Annotated in this window: 19 protein-coding genes and 5 pseudogenes; 11 read left to right on the top strand and 13 right to left on the bottom strand. The window is 37.3% G+C overall.

Annotated features, from left to right (window positions below; genetic code table 11):
* Positions 1 to 56: 56 nt before the first annotated feature.
* Both FTT76_RS15865 and FTT76_RS15860 read left to right on the top strand, forming a co-directional pair.
* A pseudogene (locus tag FTT76_RS15865) lies at positions 57 to 1,415 on the top strand (IS66-like element ISAba25 family transposase); the annotation flags it as partial.
* Positions 1,416 to 1,990: 575 nt separating this feature from the next.
* Positions 1,991 to 2,455 (top strand): annotated as a pseudogene (locus FTT76_RS15860) (reverse transcriptase N-terminal domain-containing protein); the annotation flags it as partial.
* Between the two features lie 113 nt (positions 2,456 to 2,568).
* Here FTT76_RS15860 and FTT76_RS15855 read toward each other — a convergent pair.
* From FTT76_RS15855 to FTT76_RS15825, 7 genes and pseudogenes are all read right to left on the bottom strand, one after another.
* A pseudogene (locus FTT76_RS15855) lies at positions 2,569 to 2,790 on the bottom strand (cation transporter); the annotation flags it as partial.
* A gap of 176 nt (positions 2,791 to 2,966) precedes the next feature.
* Entirely contained in the window at positions 2,967 to 3,161 is a 195-nt protein-coding gene (locus FTT76_RS15850; protein WP_179990953.1) for a heavy-metal-associated domain-containing protein, read from the bottom strand.
* A gap of 748 nt (positions 3,162 to 3,909) precedes the next feature.
* A complete protein-coding gene (locus tag FTT76_RS15845) occupies positions 3,910 to 5,175 on the bottom strand; it encodes a type II toxin-antitoxin system HipA family toxin (protein ID WP_000934717.1) in 1,266 nt (421 codons plus the stop codon).
* Complete coding sequence (locus FTT76_RS15840; protein ID WP_000366814.1) at positions 5,175 to 5,480, bottom strand: helix-turn-helix domain-containing protein; 306 nt, start codon at positions 5,478 to 5,480, stop codon at positions 5,175 to 5,177. Before FTT76_RS15840 ends, FTT76_RS15845 begins: the two co-directional genes overlap by 1 nt.
* Before the next feature lie 920 nt (positions 5,481 to 6,400).
* A complete protein-coding gene (locus FTT76_RS15835; RefSeq protein WP_004726728.1) occupies positions 6,401 to 6,658 on the bottom strand; it encodes a hypothetical protein in 258 nt (85 codons plus the stop codon).
* Between the two features lie 349 nt (positions 6,659 to 7,007).
* Positions 7,008 to 7,604, bottom strand: coding sequence for a putative adenosine monophosphate-protein transferase Fic (locus tag FTT76_RS15830; protein WP_179990952.1), 597 nt, complete (start codon positions 7,602 to 7,604; stop codon positions 7,008 to 7,010).
* Positions 7,605 to 7,616: 12 nt separating this feature from the next.
* Positions 7,617 to 7,784 (bottom strand): YhfG family protein, encoded by a 168-nt coding sequence (locus tag FTT76_RS15825; protein WP_000946583.1) that lies wholly within the window; start codon positions 7,782 to 7,784, stop codon positions 7,617 to 7,619.
* Between the two features lie 317 nt (positions 7,785 to 8,101).
* On the opposite strand from FTT76_RS15825, the gene FTT76_RS15820 reads away from it, so the two are divergent.
* Genes FTT76_RS15820 through FTT76_RS17835 form a run of 4 tightly spaced genes read left to right on the top strand, consistent with a single transcriptional unit; the run spans position 8,102 to position 14,250 of the window.
* Positions 8,102 to 8,551 (top strand): hypothetical protein, encoded by a 450-nt coding sequence (locus tag FTT76_RS15820; RefSeq protein ID WP_002046161.1) that lies wholly within the window; start codon positions 8,102 to 8,104, stop codon positions 8,549 to 8,551.
* Positions 8,538 to 10,877: a hypothetical protein gene (locus FTT76_RS15815; protein WP_127800787.1), complete on the top strand. Its 2,340-nt coding sequence runs from the start codon at positions 8,538 to 8,540 to the stop codon at positions 10,875 to 10,877. Before FTT76_RS15820 ends, FTT76_RS15815 begins: the two co-directional genes overlap by 14 nt.
* A 4-nt stretch (positions 10,878 to 10,881) precedes the next feature.
* Positions 10,882 to 14,082, top strand: a complete 3,201-nt coding sequence (locus FTT76_RS15810) for a site-specific integrase (RefSeq protein WP_127800785.1) — start codon at positions 10,882 to 10,884, stop codon at positions 14,080 to 14,082.
* Between the two features lie 60 nt (positions 14,083 to 14,142).
* Positions 14,143 to 14,250 (top strand): hypothetical protein, encoded by a 108-nt coding sequence (locus tag FTT76_RS17835; RefSeq protein ID WP_372551473.1) that lies wholly within the window; start codon positions 14,143 to 14,145, stop codon positions 14,248 to 14,250.
* A gap of 144 nt (positions 14,251 to 14,394) precedes the next feature.
* Here FTT76_RS17835 and FTT76_RS15805 read toward each other — a convergent pair whose 3' ends face one another.
* Positions 14,395 to 14,613 carry a hypothetical protein gene (locus tag FTT76_RS15805; RefSeq protein ID WP_000550047.1) on the bottom strand — a complete coding sequence of 73 codons (219 nt, stop codon included), beginning with the start codon at positions 14,611 to 14,613 and terminating at the stop codon, positions 14,395 to 14,397.
* 30 nt (positions 14,614 to 14,643) lie between these two features.
* Entirely contained in the window at positions 14,644 to 16,026 is a 1,383-nt protein-coding gene (locus tag FTT76_RS15800; protein ID WP_159153749.1) for an IS200/IS605 family accessory protein TnpB-related protein, read from the bottom strand.
* A 642-nt stretch (positions 16,027 to 16,668) separates the two neighbouring features.
* Between FTT76_RS15800 and FTT76_RS15795 the strand changes: the two genes are divergently transcribed.
* Positions 16,669 to 17,868, top strand: coding sequence for an integrase arm-type DNA-binding domain-containing protein (locus tag FTT76_RS15795; RefSeq protein WP_005245164.1), 1,200 nt, complete (start codon positions 16,669 to 16,671; stop codon positions 17,866 to 17,868).
* Positions 17,869 to 17,909: 41 nt separating this feature from the next.
* Here the strand turns inward: FTT76_RS15795 and FTT76_RS15790 are convergent, their stop codons facing one another.
* Entirely contained in the window at positions 17,910 to 18,323 is a 414-nt protein-coding gene (locus FTT76_RS15790; RefSeq protein WP_005245163.1) for a Cd(II)/Pb(II)-responsive transcriptional regulator, read from the bottom strand.
* Between the two features lie 79 nt (positions 18,324 to 18,402).
* Between FTT76_RS15790 and FTT76_RS15785 the strand changes: the two genes are divergently transcribed.
* Both FTT76_RS15785 and FTT76_RS15780 read left to right on the top strand, forming a co-directional pair.
* Complete coding sequence (locus FTT76_RS15785) at positions 18,403 to 18,807, top strand: hypothetical protein (RefSeq protein ID WP_163146585.1); 405 nt, start codon at positions 18,403 to 18,405, stop codon at positions 18,805 to 18,807.
* Positions 18,794 to 19,681 carry a cation diffusion facilitator family transporter gene (locus FTT76_RS15780; protein ID WP_127800877.1) on the top strand — a complete coding sequence of 296 codons (888 nt, stop codon included), beginning with the start codon at positions 18,794 to 18,796 and terminating at the stop codon, positions 19,679 to 19,681. The genes FTT76_RS15785 and FTT76_RS15780 overlap by 14 nt, the downstream gene beginning before the upstream one ends.
* Before the next feature lie 84 nt (positions 19,682 to 19,765).
* Here the strand turns inward: FTT76_RS15780 and FTT76_RS15775 are convergent.
* A pseudogene (locus FTT76_RS15775) lies at positions 19,766 to 19,990 on the bottom strand (efflux RND transporter permease subunit); the annotation flags it as partial.
* On the opposite strand from FTT76_RS15775, the pseudogene FTT76_RS15770 reads away from it, so the two are divergent.
* Positions 19,990 to 20,133 (top strand): annotated as a pseudogene (locus FTT76_RS15770) (antitoxin HicB); the annotation flags it as partial. The pseudogenes FTT76_RS15775 and FTT76_RS15770 sit on opposite strands and share 1 nt — an antisense overlap.
* Before the next feature lie 252 nt (positions 20,134 to 20,385).
* On the opposite strand, the gene FTT76_RS15765 reads toward FTT76_RS15770, so the two are convergent.
* Positions 20,386 to 20,637, bottom strand: a complete 252-nt coding sequence (locus FTT76_RS15765; protein WP_004658363.1) for a hypothetical protein — start codon at positions 20,635 to 20,637, stop codon at positions 20,386 to 20,388.
* 194 nt (positions 20,638 to 20,831) lie between these two features.
* Between FTT76_RS15765 and FTT76_RS15760 the strand changes: the two genes are divergently transcribed.
* Positions 20,832 to 21,053, top strand: a complete 222-nt coding sequence (locus FTT76_RS15760; RefSeq protein ID WP_004658364.1) for a helix-turn-helix transcriptional regulator — start codon at positions 20,832 to 20,834, stop codon at positions 21,051 to 21,053.
* A gap of 172 nt (positions 21,054 to 21,225) precedes the next feature.
* Here the strand turns inward: FTT76_RS15760 and FTT76_RS15755 are convergent.
* On the bottom strand, positions 21,226 to 21,411 hold a 186-nt coding region (locus FTT76_RS15755), incomplete at its 5' end, for an integrase core domain-containing protein (RefSeq protein ID WP_139791357.1).

The raw sequence follows: 21,411 nt of genomic DNA, 5'->3' as shown, positions 1-21,411 counted from the left end.
GCTATTCTCCAAACGTTCTATTTCATTCTCTTCATGACCTCAGGCATACTGCGGTCATGAATACGCTGCCTGACTTAAGCCAACTGACCCATGAACAACTGCTGGAATTTACCCGGCAGTTGGCGATGCAGCATCAGTCTCTAGCACAATCAAACCAGCAATTAGATTCTAAAGTTCAACATCTTTCTATTCTCAATCAAAAATACGAGCATGAACTGGCGCTGTTTAAAAAGCACAAATTCGCCCAAAAGAATGAACACTTAACGGCAAAACAAATCCATCTGTGGGATGAAGCGGTTGAAGAAGATATTGCCGCGGTTGATCTAGAACTGGAACGGCTAAATGCAGATAAAACTAATGCAGCGACACAGAAAGCCAAAACCAATAAACCTAAACGTCGACCACTGCCAGATCATCTACACACCATCCGTATTGAGCATGAACCTGCATCAACCCAATGTGCTTGTGGCTGCCAACTCCGTCGTATCGGCGAAGATGTCAGTGAAAAACTGCATTTCAGACCGGCACAGTTCTATAAGGAACAGCATGTGCGTGGTAAATGGGTCTGTGATCAGTGTGACACTCTGACTCAGCAAGCGATGCCCGCCTATGTGATTGATAAAGGCATTGCTTCACCTGAATTGCTCAGCCATGTGCTGGTATCGAAGTATGCCGATCATTTGCCGCTGTACCGTCAATGTCTGATCTATCAGCGGGCGGGAATCGAACTTTCTAGATCAACTTTATCTGACTGGATAGGTCGCTGCGGTGTAGAACTGGAACCTCTGGCCAATGCCTTAAAAGAGGTGGTACTACAACAGCAGGTGCTGCATGCAGATGAAACACCGGTCACCATCATGCGGATGGGTGAGAATAATAAAAAACCGAAGAAAGGTTATGTCTGGGCCTATGCCACTACACAGTACAATCCAGTTCAGGCGGTGATCTATGACTTTCAGGATAGTCGTTCAGGCCAGCATGCTGAAGAGTTCTTGAAAGGCTGGCAGGGCTATCTAGTCTGTGATGATTACAGTGGTTATAAAGCACGCTTTAAATCAGGCGATGTCATTGAGGTGGGCTGCATGGCGCATGCACGTCGTAAATTCCATGAACTGCATGTAACTGGGAAAAGTCAGGTCGCTGAACAGGCATTAGTGCTGATTCAGAAACTGTATGCGATAGAAGCAGAGCTCAGGAAAAAGACCGATGGTACAGCGGAAGACCGCCGCGAATACCGACAACAGCATAGTCAACCAGTGATGCAACAACTATATGAATGGCTCAACCAACATCATCTGACAGTGCCATCGAGTTCTCCCACCGCCAAGGCCATCAATTACACTCTGAAGCGTTGGCCAGCTTTAAGCCGCTATCTGGATGATGGCAATCTACCGATTTGCAATAATTGGGTCGAGGTGCGACACGAAGTCGCTTAATGAAGTTGTTCCCCCTGCGGGAACCACCCGTGTCACCGGGTGAATCTAGAAGGCTGAATAAAGAGCGCCTTCGACAATGTAACGAGGCACCGCAAGGTGCGGGGTATCAATCGTGAGAGGCGTACCCTTCTGGCAGCCATAGCCGGACAAGGGCTAGATAATCGGTATGGTGAACACATGTGAATCTGCGTAACGATCGTCAAGTTGAACGAGCGGAAATGGCTGATACGCTCGAACCAAAACGGTAATGGAGGTGGGAATTGCGTCTTTCGACTACGCATTCGTGACCCATACGCCTCCCGGTCGATAGCAGGCACCTAAGCCGATGTACTTCAGTAAGCGGAACGTGGAAATCCCGTATTACTCCCATTGGGAAAGCAGTTTGCAAAAACTGCCCATGGTGATGCGGGCGAAGGAACGAGGAAAAAGCGAATGCCAGTCTGTAATGGGTTGGATAGAGGTTGAAACATTACCCCACGCGAAAGCGGGCTGACGTCCTTATGGTCTCTCATCACAAGAGAGTGTGTAGAACCCTTTTAATGGAGGGAGAGCAAATGAATGCAGCAGTATCAGCGTGTGCACCTTCCAGCACATCGTGGGACAGCATCGATTGGATTGCTGTACAGCGTCATGTCAGAGGGCTGCAAGCGCGTATTGTGAAGGCGGTACAAGACGGCAGGCATAACAAGGCGAAAGCTTTGCAATGGCTGCTGACTCACTCGTTTAGTGGCAAAGCATTGGCCGTCAAACGAGTGTCTGAAAACAAAGGCAAAAACACGGCTGGGGTCGACAAGGTGACTTGGAATACACCCAAGGCCAAGACCGGTGCGATGATGTCGTTGAAGAGGCGAGGTTACACGCCCCTTCCGCTTCGGAGAGTCCTTATTCCGAAGAAAAATGGCAAGATGAGACCTCTCGGGATACCCACGATGAAATGCCGGGCCATGCAGGCGCTCCATCTGCTGGCTTTGGAACCCATCGCGGAGACCACTGCTGATCGGAACTCTTATGGATTCAGGGCTTTGTTGCACAAAGATTTCATAACTATATGATTTTAAAAGTTTTGATTGTTTTTTGATCCAAAATTAAATTTATTTAAATCAGATGCTTACATATTTATGCAACAAAGCCCTTCGTAGCCTGCTTTTTCTACGGCTTTAATTAAAGTAGCGCGATCAAGTGGTTGATGCGCATAAATGACTGCTTTTTCGGTAGCCAGATTTACATGAGCCGATTCAACACCCTCAACAGATTTTAAAGCTTTTTCCACACGGCCTACACAAGAAGCACATGTCATCCCCTCAATCTCTAATGTTTCACTGTAGTGTGGCGTATCAGTCATTTCGGTACTCATATACGATCTCTATCATTTAGATATGCTGAGTTCTATATGCGAAGATCAGCTCGAACCAAGATTAGGTGGAATTCAGGGATTACTTTTATTTCAAGCAAGTACAGGTTTTATCTGTACGATGAGGAAAATAAGAGAGTAAAAGTGGTAAGGAATTCCCACTGTTACTCTAACAGAGATTAAGCAGGATCAGCTGTAAATCCACGCTCACTGAGAGTGGCAATGACTTGATCCTGACTCACCGTTGTGTTGATTTCAATAATACGGTTTTGTAAATCAATATCGAGTGAGGCATTCGAGTCGAGCTCTTTAATTGCGGTAGTAATGCCGCGTGCACAACCACCACAAGTCATATTAGCGATGTGAAATTTCATATGTTGCTCCTTTTTAACAAAACATTTGTTTAAAACATTAGAACAGTAACTCTAAACTTTCACCATACAACCAGCCTTTTTCTGAATCAGTTACTCGCTGTAACTTGGTCTGTTTACAACCTTACAGTTTTCTTCAGAGTATTCCAAAGAAGAGTGTTCTAATGACTACAGTAAATAACACTAAATATAAAAAAAATGGAAGAATAATTTACTAAGTTATTGTTTTTAAGTTGATCCTTGTTTTATATGGGGGTGATAATAACTTCTGATTACTAGTTTTTACCTTAAATATACCGATTGAAAGATTCATTTAAAGGCTATGAATACATGAGTTTTACAGTTTGGCTAGGTCAGCATGAGTACTTTTCACAAGATTTAAGATCGACCATGAACGTGATTAAGTTATAGGGGATTGATGAAATAGTTTTTATGAATTTCTGGCTTTCTGGGCTGATTTTATCAAATTCATGTCTATGCAAAATTGCGACATATTTCTCGTGCTGGTAGTTATCCAGAGTTTGGTCTGCATCTATCCATAGTGCAGACCTTTTTTTGGTGACAGTTTTTTCTTAGTGATTTTCGATCTGGATGTAGTGATTTCACGTTTGCAGAATATATCTTGGCGGTGATCCATCTAATATTCGTGATTATAAAGAGAGCTAATTCACAGGTTCTACAGATTATGTAGCGACTAACTATATCAAAGTCTATTTGCAGTTGATGGTTGGCGCTTAGTTTATATTTACGCTTAGGTTTCAGTTAAAAAATCAATATTCTGTTGAATCCGTGATTGAATCATCTGTAGGGTAGATTCTCGAATTTGATGGGGATACAGGCGCTGCGCAATTTGACTAAATTGAAGTGCAATTTCACGCATGGTCAAGATGATCTCATCGACTTCTAGAGTAGTCAGATTAGCTTCTGAAGTACCGAGTTTATGTATGTCATTTCGGGAAATATTGAGCGCTTCTCCCATAATGTCCATTTGATGATAACCACCTGGACCCTCGCAGAAGGTCACATCATAGGCTGGAGCCAATTTCCATTGACCATTTTTCTCCATGAGAAATGAAAAGTTCTTAGTATGGTCATCCCGATTATTGAAAAGCACATTAAACACAGCACGTTTAAAAGCATGCAATCTTTCTCGTACATCTTGCGTACACATCAAGGTTGCCCGGAGAAAATTGCGATAGTCTAGGCTACCTGGAACTTTATAGTCTGCTCCTGTATATGCAGCCAAACTCTGCATTGGAATCCGCATACCATTTTGACGATCGAATCGTTTAGAAGCAAAAGCCGTTAAACCATTGGGCAAATTAAAGAAATGGGTATCTGGAGTCTCAATTGCACAAAGTCGCAAACATTCTGCATAGACGGCTTCAATGGCGCAGACTTCAGGATGCTCTTGCTGAGCAGGAAACTTAATCAGCCAGGCTTCATGTTGATCAGAATCTTGAGTCGAAAACTCTAAATTGACAGGATCTCGGTAAACCAACGCTTTTGGTCTGGCACCTTGAGGGGAGCCACCCATGACCAATAAATGCTGTAGAAATTCACCACCTTCACCTTTGAGTACTTCTTGAACTTCCTGGGCCAGTTGTTGTAAAGGGATATTTTCTGAGGTTTGCATGTCAGCAACACAAGGTTCAAAGGAGAGGGCACCCATTGCGTGACTACTAATATAGGTCAGACGCTCCAAAGGTCCAATTCGTGCTGAATTTAAGCCAATTTTTTTGAAATATCGATCCATCAACATCATGCCCCAACCATCTGGTAAAGCGTCATAGACTGGACCTGGGAGTCCCATTTGATGAGTAGGAAAACCTTGTCTGAATGGTAGACCTTTTAAAGGCAGCAAGTAAGAAGAGAGCTCAACACCTTGCTGTATTGCTTCTGGACTATATTCAAAAGCAATGGTGGGTCTACCTGTCGTGGCTGTTGAACTAATCAGCGTTCCCCATAACCATGATTCGCCCCAACCGTTGTAATAAACATTAAGTCTATTGAGCATTATCCCTTCCTCTTAATACGGTGGCGCTTACTTTGACTCTCATAGCGAAGAATGTCATTCACACTGTTAAGCTGAGGTTTAAATAGTTCCTGAAGTTCGTTTAATCGACCCAAGACCATTGCAATACGGACTAAATTTTCAACAGATACATTTCGTCCCGCTTCAAGATTCGAAACTGTATTCACGCCGACACCAGCGCGTGCTGCTACCTCAGCTTGAGACATCTCCAGAAAGAGTCGTTGCTTACGTAAACGCTCACCTAAAAGAGTCACAACTTCTTCTGGTTTAGTGAAATATAAATCCATTAAATTGGGTCTTAAGAATGAATAATTTAATTAAATCACAAAATAATGGAATTAATCTATAGCTATAGTGTGGCTAAGGAGGGCTTTGTTGCACAGCACATCAGAAGGGTAGGTATAGTCCTTGGGTATCGGTTACAGAAAATCATCAGGATGTACTTTGACTGATTGTTGATACGGAGATTTCAGTATTTTCATTTTTCCTAATAGGTCACATTACTTAGAAAGGGTTCTTCGAAAATTAGTTCATACTTTAAAAATCCTATAAATATTGAGGATATTTTCTTAATGCTTTCAATATAGCATGCGGCTATATGTAACTCGAACGGGCTTAATCTGCCTTTCAGTATAAATTTTTTGGGCGTGAGAGGGGAGAGGTGTGAGGGCAAGCAATTTATATCGTGGATACTTCTAAATTACTTATGTAATAGAAGGTGGTAAACATGGATTTAGAGGTAATAACACTAAATATAAAAAAATTGGAAGAATAATTTATTAAATTATTGTTTTTATGTGGTTATTGGTGATGTTATGAATAATAATAACTTTTTTCTTGATGAATTTTACCTAAAAAAATTGATCAGATAATTTTCTTTAAATGTCATGCATACATAAATTTGACAGTTTGAAGGGATCGGTATGTGCATTTTTCACAAGGTTAAAGATCGACCATAAATGTGATAAACGGCAGAGGATCATTGAAAAATGAATGGATTTAAACACTACATGTATGCACGAAAAAAAGTATCGCTGCGGTTCTGCTGACAGGCTGTATTGAGCATTGAATGCAAATGATGTAGTAATTGTCTACAGGCTATAGGACCAGCATGAAGAAGAATGAAATGTAGTTGCCAATTTATAACCTTGGTTGAAAAGCATAGCATTGTTATTCGGAGAAGTGAGGTAAGCCATCCTTCTCTTATTCATTTAAAATGATTCTTACTCAACTGATCTCGACTCATGGGCTGGTTCCAATTAGACGGATAATAACTTCCATCCCCTATCTTTTTCTTACCACATTTCTTGCATTTAATCCCTTCTTTGGAGATTTGATTCAGCATCACTGTTGTCGGTTGAATCAAATCAATGACATAGTTCGTTGGTTCAGGAAAAGCAGAAGAGGCTGCTTTATTGCAAAAGAGAACATTCGGATCAAATGGATTGGATTGCACAAAAGCCATGATACAGCCACAGAGTAATTCACCTGCATGTAATCTGTAACATCCATTCAGGTCATCAGACGAAGATTAATCTGAAATTTAAGCACTAAACACCATAAATCTATGTATGGGCAGACTTTTTTGAGACATATGTTGATAAACATGCGGCAAGTTACATTGCTTAAAAGTCTATCTAAGTTAACGATCTATTCAATTCTGGATAAGTAATCTGAATATTACGATCCTAAATTACCCGAAGAGTATTAAGATTTCTAAGAATCGTGATTGTTGGTTTATTTGGGAAATTAATCAGTGGATTGAAGCAAAGATGATGGCTCATTAAGGATTGTGGGCTTCGACTACTTAAATTTTAGGTATTTTGAATAAAGCATATTTCAAAAATCTTAATTAATGGATTTAAATTACCATAAAAACCTTCAATATTGGCTTGAATCCATTGTTGTTGAGAGTCAATGCGAGACCAATCAATACCATAACCACAATGAGCAATCAGATGCTCAAAGAAAATCCGTTGTGTACGTCCATTACCTTCACGGAATGGGTGTATGACATTAAGCTCACAATACAAGTCGGCAAGTTGAGGAATCAGTTGTTGTGGTGCTAAGCCTTGAAAGTATTTTTTTTCTTGAAGCGGTTTGAGTAGTTTATTGGTTTCAATTTCAATACGGGAAAAATTACAAAAACGGGTGTCACCTTTGGAAATATCGATTTGTCTTAACTTTCCTGCCCAGTCGTATAAGTCGCCAAAGAGCTGCGCATGAATTGATTTTAAGTATTGTAAGTCGTAAGGTGGTTCAGCATATTCAATTAAGTTACTTGCCAATCCAGACAGTTCTAGTTCAGCTTGTTCTAAAATTTGTTCATCACGAATATTGAGTTTGTTCTTTAGGATATTTGTGCCAGGGTAACAATACAGGCTGTCACCCATTTCCCCATATTTATCCATACATGCACCTGACTAAGATTCGGGTTGCGAATACTTCTTATATTTTTGCAAGATTTCAGCTTTACTTTGTTGAGTTGTTTGAGCTGTCGTTGTAATGCCTTCAAGCTTTAGGCTGGCTTGATAGTTTTGCGAACGTGTCGCTTGAATATATTTTCTTTTCTGTTCAGTGGTTCTGAGCATTTCGAAACTCCATTGATGCTACACGTGAAGTAAGTATAGCAGAGAATCTTTTTGATCAATGCTGCATACACAGCATTTCTAAAATGTAATACAACGGTATTGTTTCATGTAATAACAGAAAACTAAAAAAAAGTGGAAGAATTCTTAAAATTTAGACCGTCATAGATAAGCAAACCGTATGTATTTGTTGAGAATTGTAATTTTGAGAAAATTTAGTTGATAAATTAAATGAAGTTTCATATACAAAGATATGCTCATTTTTTAAATCGATAAAAATGTTAAGATTTGACTATTTGGTAAAAAATATAGAAATTTTTATGGGGCAATTTATCATGCCCTTTTGCTTTGACCGAAAAAATGTTCAACTTGAGATAGTAAAAATTAACTCAGAACTACTGAAAATCAAAAAGATTAAACAGAGTCAGAAAGTAGTAGTACAAGCAAAGTTCAAAATAATCTATGTGAAAATTTGGCAAAAAATCTTGCTATTGATGCAAACGGAGCCAGGCTTACGTGTGCATTCTAATTATGTTGCAATCTTACAGTTGATACATAATCTTGATGATTTTATCGAAAAATCACAACAACACTTGTGCTTTGAAAGAAAAGCTCAGAAAGAACTGGATGCTAAATTTTTTGCAAGATTTTTTAAGCTAACAAAGAATTCAATAAAGGATCAACTTTTACCAAATCGTTCTGATCACAATGAATTTAAACAATGCAACGTGATAAAAATATTAAGCGAAAATGAATATGCCAAACATTGAAACACAAGAGCAATTCTTAGATTTAGCAGAAAAATATCAACAAGATTATTGTCTATTACGTGATGATATTGTAAATACACAATTTGTCGATCTATCAGATGATTTGTATAAAGATGTCTACGCTCTATACAAATTAGCACAACAAATTTATAGCTATATATCAGGCTCCAGACAGATCGGTAAGTATTCTTTTTTAGCTGCTGTGAGTTTTTTTGCATGTCCAGATTCTAGTAATACACAAGAGCTGTCATCGCAACGTTATTTGATTCTACAAGCGAGTTTTTTAACATATCGGCAGTATCAAGAATTTGCAAAAATTGATAAAGCTGAGAATAAGCAAAAACATGTTTGTGACCTATTACGCTATGTCTCACGATATGTGCTGGATTCTAATCATGCTGAATTATTTCATGAATGTAGTAAGCTGCTAAATTGTTATGTCACGTACGAACGTAATTTGAAAAAAGAGGATCGTAATCAACTTTTTAATATTAAAGATTTCGAACAAGTACAAGTCATAGAGTATTTATCGGCTCTATTAATAATTTTTAAAAGACTAGATGATCGTCGTGTAGTTCATCGTCAGCGTAAGTCAAAAAAAAGCAAAGTTTTGCAATGGCCGACGAAAAATGAACTCAAAAAATTTCGTGAAATTAAAACGGGTAAGCAAGTAGATATTGGACATAACGCAAAGATTAGTATTTATGATGCTGCTCTTCACAAAGATGAAGAGGGTGAAGTTGATCTATTAGATCCTGAAATGGAGTTTTATTCAGAAGATGAAAAGTCTAAAAATTTAAATTATATACTCAGCGATAATGCGACGCATCTAATGCGGCATCGCCAGCGCCGTCATGCTCCTTTTGTTACAAATCCACATTATTTGGCGCCAGATATACTGAAGCAAATTGTTTATGTGTTGAGAACCGAGTTATCCGGGCACTGGAGGGATGCTGCAATCGCTGCAGCATGTTTATTGTCACTTTTGACGGGATTATCACCCGTCGCACTGATGGATTTTAACGAGCTTATTCAAGATGGAATTTTGATCCAGAATGGTTCAAGTAGACGTCGCGAATATTTACTCAAATTAAATCTTAAAATTACAGAGCAGAAGATTAAGAGCTTAAATCATGTGCGGTGGAATGAAGTGATGACACATCAACTACATTTACCTTCTGCTTGGTTTGACTATATAGAACAAGCATCGAATCCACTAATTTCATCAACACACATTAATACGAAACTTAAGAATTGGCTTGATAATCGGTTTGTAGGTTCGATCACTGTAGAAAAACTGCAGGCTCAATTATATTTTCATATATATTATGAAACATATAATGAATATCTTGCTCATGTAATTGCTGGGCGGGATAGTCAGCATCACATGCCTGGTATCTATTATGGCGGGCTACCGAAAACTCAACTCAGTAGCACATATCTAGCCTTTTTAGAAAAAGCACTTACACCACATTCCACACATTTTACTGAAGACACGGCTGAACTAAAAATATTGCAACAACAATTCAAAGTGCAATCTGCATTATCTATAGGAAGGATAGGGAGCCAACTGGCACTTGAACCCAATTTTGTGAAAGAGCAATTCCATATTTTACATAGACATTGTCACGAAAACATCCAAGAAGATAAGCACATTATTAATCAACTTAATGCATATGCGTGTTGGATGTGGCATATCAGTTTGTTGAGTTTGGCAAGTCGGCCTAAAAAAAACCTGTTGGGGAATTTGGATGATTATTGTGTTGAGCTCAAGCTTTTATATGTGAATGATAAAAAAAATAGTAAAGCAAGAAAAGATGGTCGTTTTATCCCTTTATCTGATTTTTTCATAAAAACACTGCAAAATTACACTGCCTTTTTAGAACAAATTATTGAAGCGTACGGTTCATTTTTTAGACAAGTCTTTGCAAAGAAGAAGATAACTGTAAATGATCTTTTTGGTAAGGTCATTTTTAGTAAAGATATCTTGCCGATAACTGTCAAAGAATGGCAGAGCAGGAAAATTAAGTTAATCCCTTTATCGAGAAAATGGGTGAATTCATATATGCAAGGAGTCTTTCCAAAGAATATGTATTCGAATTGGTTACGTCATTTTGACATGAACTTTTTGATGCATGAGCAGCAAGAGGGTAAACCAGCATTAGCTTTTCACTTAATTCAGGCCCTGTATGGTCATGACCAACGTGACCGAGAGGCTTTTCATCCGCATTCTTCACTTATCCCGAATGTCTATGTACAGCAAGCCCGCCAGCAATTGCAAGATAATGTCAAATCTTTATCGATTAAACACTTAGAGCGAAAATAGTTGTATGCAAAAAATCAAAGAACTAATAAAACCACAACTAGATGATCTATTTGTTGATATTCATAAAATGGTGAAAAAGTCGCTAGATAGACAGCCTTCTCCACCTGAAGTATTGACGAAAGAAATGCAGCAAAAACTTGATCAGCAGATCGCTGAAAAATGGCATGACATTAAAGATAGTGTTGATTGTTTGAGTCAAAAGTTGAGCCGAGACGAACAATCAAAACTGATGCAATTTACTGAAGATGAATTTAATAAAAGAAGGAAGCAATTCAACCAGAATGTAGATAAAAAATCATACAGAATTAAGCTAAATCCACATACTAAACGGATCGTACTGCCTAGAAAAATTGAGAGTACAGAGTCACGGTTAGAACAGGGGCATCTACATATCCATGTACTTAAGGAATTAAGGCAGTATTGGCAAGATTCATTTGAATATTGGAATGAACCAAAGTACTTATGGGGAAATTTATGCTTAAGTTTTATATATATTTCAGGCTGTGCAGATGAACAGCATTTGATTGCTATTCAGAAGCAATTGCAGGAGGCCATTGAGCTTGGTACAGATCTGAATTGTTTTCGGTTATACCATTCGGACTACAAAAAAATCACTAATCCATTGTTACTACATTATCGTGTTGAAAACTCTCAATATGGCAACGATGTAGAACAGGGAAAGTTGTACCAATGGAAACATGTTTTTTTTAACCCATATGCGCAGTTCATTTTGCAATATTTAAAAAAGTTGAAAGCTGCTCAGAAAGAATTTTGTCTGCAACATTCAGTTGAAGATTGTATTTTAGAAAGCTTGAGTAAGATAGGCAGGAAAAAAAGTCTTGGGGATCTGCAATATCAAATTAAACGCCGTGGATTTCGTGCATTTAATGATGTGCAAATGGTACTCGAATTTAATCCAAACCTCAGCATAGATATATTTTTGAGTAATGTGCTTCAGCAAGAGATTAATACTGTTGCTTTAAGGCCATCCGAATTTAGATTGCTGTGGAATAATGATTACAATCAAGTCACAGAACCAGATAATCGCCCTATTCATTTTGAACAAGAGCAGTTACTTCCTGAAGTTCCGACTGTTCAAAGCAAATTACAAACGATTCCGTATGAGTTGATGTTGTTTGGTCAAAAGAAACGTAAAGGTCAAAAAGTTGAGCGTTTAGATAAAAAGAGGAATAAAGAAGAACGCACGCTACGTTTTTGGCAAGAAACTAGAAGGGTGTTAGAGGAGAAGATAGTTGATGCTAATACGGAGGAAAAGTCTTTAATTGATGCTCAACTACGCTTAATTCACTGGTTAATGCATTTAAAAAAACGAGGGCTTCAATTATCAACTATTGAAAGCTACTTAGGATCGTTTGGCAAAGAATTTATATTTGAGATTTGGCTCAATAAATTAGATTTAAAGCAACAATCCATAGATGACTATGAGGATTTATATCGGCAGCTATTGAAATACAGCAGTGAACGTGATGAAAAAGCAGTTCAACGAGATTCGGTGAAAGGAAAAACCTCTCGTAAGATGCACCAAAGCGCAGAATACCGTTTTGGTCGCCTAAAAGATTTTCATCAATTCTGTATAGAGAATTATGATGCTCCAGGGGTATTGGTGTTACAGAATTCAAGTTTTAAGCATTTACAAATTTGCAATGCACGGCTAGTGAGTCCTTTGCTATTTGGCAAATTATTGGAAAAACTAGAAAATTTAAGTCAAGAGCCAACGGCATCAGAGTGGGTCGATCATCTGAGTTGTTTAAAGCTGATGTATTTACTAAGTTATAGAACTGGACTTCGATTAAATGAAGTTCGTTGTCTTAAAATACAAGATATTATTTGCCCAGAGCTACTTTATAAAGAAAAAGAAAATACAGTTTTTAATAATATCACGCTTCATATCCAAGACAATTCATATCGCCGTCTGAAAACGCGAAGTGCGAATCGTCAAATACCATTGAAAATTGCATTGTCAGAACATGAGTTTTTAGTAGTACAACGTTACATACAACATCGTTATGAGCAATATTTGGTTAATCAGCAGGATGATCTACTTTTTAGTGTGAATCATCGTGTATTAACTGATCAATGTATCAGCAAAATTACAGTAGATTTGTTTAGTCAAATATTAGGTATGCATCATGGCTTTAGTTTTCATACATTACGCCACAGTGCTGCTAACTATCTAGCAATAACTTTGCTCGGTTCAAAAGAAATGATCAAGACCTACACAGATTGTCCTTGGGTAAAAGCAAAAAAGATGAGGGATTTATTGTTTGGTATGAAAGCACGTGCTCAAGAAGAGATTATTCAACATAAATGGCAGGTGCTCGCCTCTTGGATGGGGCATAGCAGTATTGAGCAAACGGCTTCAAATTACCTTCATGTTTTGGATTTATTAGCAGTCGATCGAATTTATAATTCGCCGTGTATCATTTCAAAAAAAGTATTAGAACAGTGTTTTAGTCCAGTGAAGTCAAGTACAGACTACATAAACCTAAATCGTTATACTCAGCAGCAGAAATGGTTTAATTCTTATCAGCAAACACAGCCAGTTACGATGGCTGGCCGACAAGAAAAGAAGTTTAGTATAGAGAAGAGTACTCTGACACCTTTTCAACGTTTGATAAGTTTTAGAGAAGGTCGATTAAGCGAAGATACCCAAGCTCAAGAATGGATGCAACGATGTCAATGGATGAGCACTAAATGGATGGATCGCCAAAAATTTAATTTAAAAACGAATTATGTTTATAGTAAGAATTTAGAAGAGAGTTGGTTTGATGAACTTTACGAAAAGGCTAAAAAACTGACTCGTCCAGATGAAATAATTCCTCTCCTTGATTTTCATTATAAAGATGATAGGCAGCAAGATGCACTGAAAGAAAAGAACATGGTTAAGGCGCTTAAAATATTATTATTATTTGGAAAACTGCGTAAGAATTTTCTACATTTTCAATGCCGAATGAAAGGTGATGAGCAACAAATTGTTAATTTTATTACTGGTATAGAGCCAATGTTAGGAGATCATCTGTATTTAGAAAAACAAAACTACCCAGTTAATTTGGATGCTCCTGAGCGAACCGTTAAATTTAGTTTTCAAAGAGTTGTCGGCTCTAACAAAAAAAATGTTACTCCGCTGGTTATATTTAATTTAATGTTAAAAATGATGCAAAAAGATGAACTCTGGATCAAATAGCCTAAGCATGTTAAAGGGGAATTGTTTAGAAATTTCCCTGTTTATAAGTAAACTGCCTTTATGAAAAGCACCATGCTGACTTGGATTAATAAGCGGAATGTAGTATCACAGTTTGATCGCTGGATTTACGAAAATGGTGTGAAGATTAGCGGTATGGTAAATCGATGAGCTAAAGTGTTGTAGTCCAAACTCGATCTGACAATTACCCATTTTTTAGTGTGCCCGTCAGGTTAAATTTGAACTGAATTTTTCTCAGCCCAAATTCATTTCCAATCAAGTTATGTTTCAAGTGGCGTGCGAACACTGCACAATTTAATTCACGGTGCCTAAGACAGGTATCAACTTCGGACCAGCCATTCTAGCTTTGCTAATGATTTCCACCAGCTCATCATAAGTCAGTTCAAACTTATCCTCACTATCAAATACATAGACCATATTCTTGCCTTCATGTTCAGGTGGAGTAGGTGGTACAAATCGTTTCGGGATAAGAATTTGTGCGAGTTGTTCGTCAGTTAATTTAAATAAGTGCATGTTTTTATCCTACTGTTCCTTAAAATGTATTCAAACATACTCAAGGACTAATTCGCACTCTGTTAATGTCTTGTTGCCAAGCGTGTAACTAGAGCCTGAGTCGGTCAGTTCCGACTTGTAGCGGTCAGTCCGTTCTTGCAATATACGCTTTACAGTTTTGTAAGGCGTATAACGACTTATCTCATTGTCGTTTAATCTTGCAAGCACGTTTCTCGCAGCATTCCAATCAGCTTGCACAACTTCCCCATTGAAACGGTGAAAACGATCTCCCTTACGTGTACCTATTAAAAGGCCATGCAAGAAAGAATCACTTTGCGAAGTATATGCAGAATTGACTAGATGCACCGTAGAACCTCTACGGTGAGATATAGAAGTTAGGGCATTAGCTAACAAACCTTTAGCCCATGTATTTAAGCGTCTATTGGTGTTTTTGCCATAGTTGCGTTTACTTTGAATTGGGGATGTTAAATCTTCCGCAACAATCACTTTGGCTTTATCAACCAACTTGTGAGTTGCTGTAAATATTAATGTTTTGAGCTTTGCTTTTTGAGTATCTTGTCGCTTATCTAGTTTTTTTCGACCTAGATTATTTAACTCAATTTTCTGTTTCTTGTGTGGTTTAGCTTTAGCAATCGCTCTGAGCTTGTTTCTGTGCTTGTACTTTTGATTTAAATAATCTGATTCACTTGAGATCAGCTTGCCTAGACCACTCCCATATACATCGCCATCAGAGTCCACAAAAGCTTCTGAGTACCCTTTATCAACACCTACGGTTTCCTGACCACAATCCTGTGTTTCAACTGCATCATAAGTTGAGTGAACTTCAACATTACCGTTTTTTAGAATGATTCTAAGTGTGCCTTGTGGCGCAAAATCAACAGTCGTATTTAATGGGATTTTAATGGTTTGTCGAGGGATTAGGCTTGGTACTTTAAGCCAACATTGACCATTTAACTCAAAGGTTTTACACATATCCGCACGAACAATAATTTGATTATGTGTGTGATTAACACCATGCTTAAAGTGATTACGCATTTGACGATGGAGGAAATTATCAGTCATCCATTCATCTTTTTTAAGCAAGGTGTATAGTCTTTTTTGTTCATTATTACAGGAGGTGCGTTTTCGGATCGCCTGCTTTACTTTGTCTTTTGATGCTTCTCGATAGGCTTTAATATCACCTATGCAATCACGTAGCGTTTCTTTCCACGCATTTGCAGAAACACCAAAGTCACGACTTTCTTTCATCCACGCATCACGAATAGCTCTGTCACTGATATTCAAACCTGAAATAGCACCATATTTAGCCCACACCTCGCTACGAATACGACCAAGTAAAACAGCTTGTTTCTCAAGCTGTTTGTACTTTTGCACATTCAAGTTTTTACAATGGTGGATGCGTGTTAATTTCACAAAGTCATGCCTAGGTTAAGGGATTGGATAATCAATAGATATGGATGCTAATATACCAAGACACTCACCTAAAATACAAAAGATAATCATTTAAATCTCTAATAAATACCCACCTTGCCACTACTGAATCGACATAGACAAAATGAGAACTTATGCAAATATTTGTCTATATTTTTAGTTATAGTTAATTACTCTCGTAAAACAGCTGACGAAGTCCGAGATAGAATCATTGCGTCAAAACAAACGTGATGCTTATGCACTTATGATGAAAATGAATTAATTATTATTTAATTAAGTTAAAAGACTGCTATATAGCGGTCTTTTTTGTTTTTGAGCTCTACAAATTTTAATGAGTACATATAGTTACTTTTATAAAAATGATAATAAAGGGTAGAGGAGGTCATCTAAGAATTTAAAGCACAAGACTTATTTAACATTGATGACAGAAAAAGTGAGTTGTTGGGAACTTAAAGAAGAGGTGGTACTTATAATGGTTACTAAAATACAAATACTTAAAATATTAAATATATAAAACAATATATTACAAATATATATGATGCGTAGTGTACGCATCATACATAAAGCGTTCTATTTTGATATAATTGATCCAATCAACCCATTGTTAGGTTTCATTTAAATTCCATGAGTCTTACTGAAATTAAAGTTCGCCAAGCTCATTGTAAGGAAAAAACCAGTTTTTTATCCGATGAAGATGGGCTTAGCCTGAAGATTGAGCCGAGTGGAAGAAAATCTTGGTGCTATCGCTATACAGATCCACAAACTAAAAAACGTCGACGCATTCAGTTAGGTCGTTATCCTGATTTATCGCTGAAAAAGGCACGACAAGTCAGAGATGACTTTAAAGACAATGATTTCTGTTTTGAACAAGATACTGCCTCTAATGTCATCACCTTTGGTAAGGTCGGGGAGGAGTGGTTACAGTTCAAACTGAAAAATGCCTTCAACGATCTACCCCGCTGTGGTGTACTACAGTTAGCAGAAAGATGCTTACAGCAAGATATTTATCCAGACCTTCAGGATCTACCTTTTCAAAACATCAAGCGTTATGACCTGGTTTCAGTAATCAAAAAAATAGAGGGACGCCAAGTAAAAGAACCTGTCAAGAAAGCTTGTAGTTATTTGAACCAAATTTATGACTACGCTGTAGCGATGGGTTATTGTGAATTCAACATCGCGCATGGTTTAAATAAAATCGCCATTAACAGTAAAATCAAGAAAAATTATCCGTATTTGAAAGCGGAGGATATATCTGATTTTAAGTATAAATTACAAAAATTGGATGCCCATCCGATTATTAAAAAAGCACTGCTGTTCAAATTACATACTGGCGTGCGAGGGGCTGAATTGTTATTGGCTGAGCCTCATCATTTTGATTTAAATGAAAAAGTCTGGAAAATACCTGCCTTGCATATTAAACAGTTTCGACGAAAAGTCATATTAGGCCATGAGATTCCCGACTTCTTAGTTCCACTTTCAGATCAGGCTTTAGATATTTTAAAAGACGTCATGCAATGGTCATACGGTGAAAAGTACATTTTTGCTAGCCCACGGAAACATAATCAACCGATTCATTTTAATACATTAAATATGGCTATACGTAAGATGGGCTATGGAAAACATCAATTATCCTCTCATGGACTACGTTCCACTTTTAGTACCATTTTGAATGACTCAGGTTTGTTCCAGGATAACTGGATTGAGGCACAACTTTCACATATTGATAAGAACCGTACCCGTGCCAGCTATAATCACGCTGACTATTTAGCCCAGCGGACTGAAATGATGCAGTGGTGGGGTGATTATTTAAGTACTGCTAAGTGAAAATCGTACTTTTATACATAGACTTAAAACATTATGGGGTTTCAAATGGATAGTAAACAATATACTTGCCGTGTTACATGGTCAGCAGAATATAATGAGTATGTTGGGTTGTTCGAACCACAAGCACTAGCCATTTGTTGTAATTCAGCTTTAAGCGCCCTTAATTCTTTCATGCGTTTATTCACTAGTGCAAGTTGCTGATCAATTAATGCATTAACGCTAGAGCAGCTTTCTTCTGGCTTATTTTTTAATTCGATAAGACGTTTAATATCATTGAGTGATATATCTAGGCTGCGACAATGCTTTACGAATTCCAATTGTTTAAGTGCTTTGCTATCATACAGCCTGAAATTACCTTCTGAACGATTTGGATTTAACAGTAATCCTTCTCTTTCATAATATCTAATCGTTTGTATTGAACAGCCCGATTTTTTTGACAATTCGCCTATTTTCATCAATTTCCCCCAGACATTTGACTCTATAGTTACTATAGAGTCTATAGTATAAGTATGCAACGAAAAGGATATATAAAAAATGACTGAGAAATATTTAAACAATACGAATATCGTTAATTTTGAACACAAAGATATCCAATCCTTGATCGATCAACGTAGGTGGAAAAACTTGGATAACTTCAACAAAATTGGTGCCGCTTATCAGTTTGTAAAAGATGATTTTTGTGGTTATGGTGTTGCAACAAAGTGCTTTTCATCACCAGATACAGATTGGCGTGGAGAAAATACCTATATTCAAAAAGAAGGTATTCATGATGACTTTGGGCTTTATGATTCCCCTGATGAGTTCTATCTCGAAAAAGGGACTAACTTGTCGGGGTTCAAACGCTGGATATATCAACGCTTGATACGTCACTTGATTAATATGAATGTATCAAAACTAAGAAATAGAAAAGTACTAGAGGTACAAAATGCACAACCATAATCATAGTCATCAACATGGTAAAGATGACCGTATTGGTTGGGCATTTTTCCTTAATGTGACATTCACTATTATCGAATTTATAGGTGGTTGGCTCACTAACAGTACGGCGATAATGGCAGATGCAGTTCACGATCTTGGTGATAGTCTTTCAATAGGTTTTGCGTGGATTTTAAGTCGTTTTTCAGATAAAGAAGCATCAGATAAGTTTAGTTATGGTTATCGTAGACTTACTCTCTTTGGCGCATTGATAAACAGTATTGTTTTAATCATTGGCTCAATTTGGATTTTATTTGAAGCAATTCCAAAGCTGTCCAATCCTGAAATGCCTGTAGTCGAGGGGATGTTAGGGCTAGCGATACTCGGCGTTGCCGTTAACGGATATGCTGTATTAAAATTAAAAGCGGGTGAAACATTAAATGAGAAAGTGCTGACATGGCACCTTCTTGAAGATGTACTTGGATGGGTTGCCGTTCTTATAGTCTCTATCGTACTGTTGTTCGCTGAACTGCCGATATTAGATCCCCTTTTATCAATAGGGTTCACGCTGTTCATCTTGTTTAATGTTTTCAAAAACCTGAAATCAACACTCGTTTTATTTCTTCAAGCTGCACCCGATAAAGAGACTCAAAAGCGTATTAAACTATCACTAATGGAATTTCCTGAAGTTAATGGTATCCACCACATGCACTTTTGGTCACTAGATGGTGAAAGTCACGTTTTAACAGCGCACCTTGAGCTGAGTGACAACTTTGACGTTAAAGAATTAATTAGGCTTAAACAAGAAGTTGCAGCTAAATTATCTTCCTATCATTTATCGCATACAACGATAGAGTTTGAGTTTTTAAATGAAAATTGTCGGGATGAAGCGCAGTAAGCTTTATCAATAAAATGTTGGGCATACAATATTAAAAGCAGCTTAATTAGGCATAACCTAGTAATTAAGCTGCTTTTTTTGATTTTAAATTTCGTCGGATTGCTGTTTGCTACTCTCAGAGCCATGCGCCCATTGATATAAAATAGGCAATACAAACAAAGTTAAAATTGTAGAAGATACAATACCGCCGATAACAACTGTTGCTAGTGGTCGTTGTACTTCTGCACCAATTCCAGTGTTTAACGCCATTGGAATAAAACCTAAACTTGCGACCAGTGCCGTCATTAAAATAGGTCTTAAACGAATGATGTGCTGAGTTTCCATCATTGTCTTGGCTTGATGCGGATCAGTCTAAAGCATTCTCAGGAATAGAGGAGCTCGTTGCTGATGTTGTCGCTGATATGATTAGCAATAATGAAAAAGTTCCTACACCACTCTCCGGGAAAATATAGTAGGCAGTTTGTTGTCCTTGTTCTCAGTGGTTCAACAAAAACTAGCCCTCGAAGCCGCAGAACGTGGCGTGGACATAAATTGTTTAGTATCAGTAAAAAGAGCGATGTAATTTTAGTACGAGTGAGTGATAGAGCAGGAACCTATGCTTCATATATTCAGTAAATGGTATGTTTTTGAATTAATAGGTATTTTTAAATAAAGCTTTCTTTGATTTAGTGCTTTTTATTTAATAAATTAATTTTAAAAACAACTTAGGCTAATTGATAAACACTATCTGGAAAGATTAAAAGAAAATATTTTTTAATTTCTGCTAATTCATTTAAGGCAGGTTCCCTTTCAAGCAGTTGAAATGTCCAAATAAGTACAGCCTGATGATTATCATAGCAAGTATTTACTCCAAGAAAATTAGCCATTCCATAACTTCTATTGATGTTCATTTCTTTAATTAATTGATTTCCTAAGTCACGAGCTTGCTGGCTGATCAATAACTCATTTGGTAACACGGCGGTCATCTCCACAAAATAATCTAATGCAGGTTCAATCCTTATATTTAAAAAGTTATAATTTAGTTGAAATGGATAAAATATACTTTCTATAAGTTGTAATAACCTGCTGTAGGTTAATTTTAGCAAAGTATTACTCAGTCAACAACTTCAAATAACCCACAGCAAGTTATTTTTTGTAAATTAATTTAAATATGATTACTTGTAAGTTATCTAGCCTCATGGGCGATAGAAAAATTTTAAAATTAAGTGAAGTGGTGCATGCAACAGGTATCAATCGCAACACGCTCACAAGTATGTATTATGACCGTGCTGTACGTATTGAATTACCAGTCGCCGATAAGTTGTGTAAGTACTTTAACTGTACGATGAATGATTTGTTTGAGTTTAAGGAAGAAGTTGAAGAAAAAGATTAACTTAATACTTCGTTTGATAAGTTTTTCGAAGAAAAAGACTAGCCAATACTTAGTTTGATAAGTTTTTCTCTGCAGATCTAATATTGAATTTTATAAAATATCATTACAAACAGAGGTGGTTCCACTTGTTTGAACAACTAAAAGCGTATTTATAAGTGATATTCCGCTCTAGTTAAGCCACCTTGTTTTGTTGGGGTAGCTGATCATAGTAAAACTCATTTGGTGTCATTTTGTCTAGACTCGAATGAGGTCGTTTCAGATTATAAAACTCAAAATATGCACTCAATTGCTTTTTCGCATCTGTGACACTGCTATAAGCTTTGAGATACACCTCTTCATATTTAACGCTCCGCCATAA

This window comes from Acinetobacter sp. YH01009, assembly GCF_013420765.1.
Classification (GTDB): Bacteria; Pseudomonadota; Gammaproteobacteria; order Pseudomonadales; family Moraxellaceae; genus Acinetobacter; species Acinetobacter amyesii.
Note: the sequence above shows the minus strand (reverse complement) of the source record. Positions and strands in the feature narration are given on the sequence as shown.